The organism is Chamaesiphon sp. OTE_20_metabat_361, from assembly GCF_031364565.1.
The window spans coordinates 1-2806 of sequence record NZ_JANLWO010000268.1; the positions used below are offsets into that span (position 1 = coordinate 1).

General features: G+C 49.2%; 2 protein-coding genes and 2 pseudogenes. 3 read left to right on the top strand and 1 reads right to left on the bottom strand.

What is annotated here, in order from left to right:
* Nucleotides 1-1031, top strand: a pseudogene (locus RMO35_RS07790) (hypothetical protein); the annotation flags it as partial.
* Nucleotides 1032-1388: 357 nt separating this feature from the next.
* Here the strand turns inward: RMO35_RS07790 and RMO35_RS07795 are convergent.
* Nucleotides 1389-2345 carry a protochlorophyllide reductase gene (locus tag RMO35_RS07795; RefSeq protein WP_309739968.1) on the bottom strand — a complete coding sequence of 319 codons (957 nt, stop codon included), beginning with the start codon at nucleotides 2343-2345 and terminating at the stop codon, nucleotides 1389-1391.
* A 15-nt stretch (nucleotides 2346-2360) separates the two neighbouring features.
* On the opposite strand from RMO35_RS07795, the gene RMO35_RS07800 reads away from it, so the two are divergent.
* Nucleotides 2361-2522: a hypothetical protein gene (locus RMO35_RS07800; RefSeq protein WP_309739971.1), complete on the top strand. Its 162-nt coding sequence runs from the start codon at nucleotides 2361-2363 to the stop codon at nucleotides 2520-2522.
* A 164-nt stretch (nucleotides 2523-2686) separates the two neighbouring features.
* Nucleotides 2687-2806 (top strand): annotated as a pseudogene (locus RMO35_RS07805) (ribosome biogenesis GTPase YlqF); the annotation flags it as partial.

Sequence of the window (2806 nt, forward strand, 5' to 3'; positions counted from 1 at the left end):
GCAATCCCGACGGTAAAATTACCCTCATGTCCGCCCATAACGGTGGCTGGGATGTCACAGAATGGATCGGCGAGTATGACGAATCCGTCAATCTCGACTGTGAAAATACACCCGCAATTACCAAAGGCATTGAAGCGTTAGCTGGGGTAAATAAAAACTTACCGCCAGTGACACCAACCAAATGTTTGCGAAAAGAATTTCGCGGCTTCCAACCCGCACCCGTCGATCTCAATAGCGTGGCGCGATATACGATCGATGCTAAAACTGGTGCCGTAATCACAGCAAACTTCCTCAGCGATACTGGCGATAATCCCAGCAAATGCAATACCTGGTCGGTATCGGTAAATACACACCGCAACCTCAACCGCGATAGCGAACTAGAGACTGGCGAAAAAATTACCAGCCTGTACTGGATGGGTTGGGGCTTCACCTGGGAGACAATACCCAAACGTATCTATCGAGCATATCGCGATCGCGACAATCGAGTCATCCCCGTCGAAGGTTTACCACAGTCCGATATGCCAGCAACCCTATTGAGGATCGATACCGAGCGAATGGAAATCGCCGATAGTTTTGAATTTCCGATCGGTTATTTGGCACGTAGTCCCCAGTTTATCCCCAGCAAAGATCCGTGTCCGCTCGATCGAGATCCGGCGACTCATGGTTATATTGTCTGTGTCATCATGTCAGATGCCGAACCCAATAACCCGCATACCGTCGCGCAAGATGAAATCTGGGTATTTCATGCCGATGACTTCAAAGGTAAACCGATTTACCGCTTGAGCCATCCCGACATCAATCTCGGCTTGATGATTCACTCCACCTGGATTCCCACCATCCAATTTGGAAAATATTCCCCAGCCGAACGCCAAGCCATGCGAAAAGCCACGCTCGATCGCGATTTCAATCCTGTCGTCCAAGCCAAAATCTTCCCCCACACCAAAACACTCTTTCAGGAGGTCGTGTATCCCCACTACATCAACCAGACTAGCGAAGCCGAATTAGTAGATCTATGGGATAGAAAGTCGTAGGTTGGGTTGAAGAATGAAACCCAACCTACAGATCTCTTGCAGAAGGTCTAAGGCACTGCGCCTCACACAAATCGAACCTTACGCAGGAGAGTTTGAGAGGCGGCGTCCCGCCTTTGGCCCGGGGGGGCTGGGGGTCGGAGCGACGCGCGCTCTGGAGGTTCCCTCCAGGTATAGCGCGTCAAGACAACCCCCAGATCCGGTTTCTGCCTCCGCTAGGAAAAACGAAACCCACTAATATCTAACATTTGCCGCTCCGCTTCAAACAAGCATTATCGCGAATTCACTTAACAGTGGGTACTACAAACCCGACTTTTCCAAAAAGTCGGGTTTGTGGCGTAACTAGTTGAGCGATTACAACTACCCCAATCCCACCAACTTCTCACTCAACTCCCACATCCTCACCGCCTTATCATCACTCGCCTGCTCCGACAACTCCTGCACAAAACCCTCCCGTCCCGCTTGTTGACGATTGCCCCAACTCCAATGCACCCCCGACTGAGCAAACTGAGGATCGGCAACCACCTGTGCCACCCGCTCGCCAGCTAACTCCTGACTCACATAACCCTTAGTAATATTCTTCTGGAACCACGGAAAAATCTTCTGAAACAGCGGATAACTATTCCGAAATAGCGGTGTATCCGCCACGCAACCAGGATAGAGCGTATTAAACACAATCCCCGTTGATTCATGATAGCGACGGTGCAACTCGCGACTGGTCATCATATTGCACAACTTACTATCCTTATAAGCCTTCCCAGCTTTAAATGGCTTACCATCAATCATCGAGATCGGCGCTGTGAAACCCGCCGCCAATCCTTGCAAATCGCCCAAATCCGCAGGTGCCGGGATCGGAATCTTGCCCCCAAGCTCTTTAGAATTGGCTGTAACAGTGCCTAACATAATTAACCGCTTCTGTGGTGCCGAAGATGCTTTTAAGTCCTCTAGGAACAGATTACACAGCAGGAAATGACCGAAATGATTGGTCGCCACACTGATTTCGTAGCCTTCTGGCGATCGCATTGGCTCTTTGAGCAATGGTAAATACACCGCCGCATTACACACGAGCGCGTCTAAAGACCTCCCCGTCGATCGCAACTCAGCCACAAATTTGCGGACGCTCTCTAGTGAACCCAGATCGATATGGATGATACTGTAACTATCTAACGACATCCCTACCGACTGCGCCGCCGTTTCAGCTTTGGGTAGATCGCGACATGCCATGATGACATGCCAACCGCGTTGCGCCAGCGCTTTGGCGGTATATAAGCCTACTCCTGATGAGGCTCCAGTAATTACGACTGTCTGCTGTGTCATTTTGATAAAATTTGCGTGACTAGATCTAGAACCGCAGATCGGACTATCATCCCGATCGCCAGTTACCTCAACCCTTTAGTATCAAACAAAATCGATCGCCCGATCGTCGAACTGCCAAAATATTTACACAATCTCGATCGAGTAGACTCTAAACCAGATATGTACCCAGCAAATTAAGTCCGGGACTAGCAGTTAAACTGGTAACTGAATCATCGTTAACAAAGAGCATGGGCTTAAATCATCCACATCTTAGATGGATTGATTTTAGGGTGGGGTCTAAATCCCACCCTAAAAACCCAATTTTCAATTCTCAATTCTCAATTCTCAATTACTTTAAGACCATGCCTATACCTGCGATTCAATGGTATCCCGGACATATTGCCAAAGCCGAACGCCAACTTCAAGAACAGGTCAAAAAAGTTGACGTGGTGCTGGAAGTTCGCGATGCGCGCATTCCCTTG

Coding starts and splice junctions, on each gene's coding strand:
- RMO35_RS07795 (WP_309739968.1), bottom strand. CDS start 2,345: ATGACACAGCAGACAGTCGTAATTACTGGAGCCTCATCAGGAGTAGGC.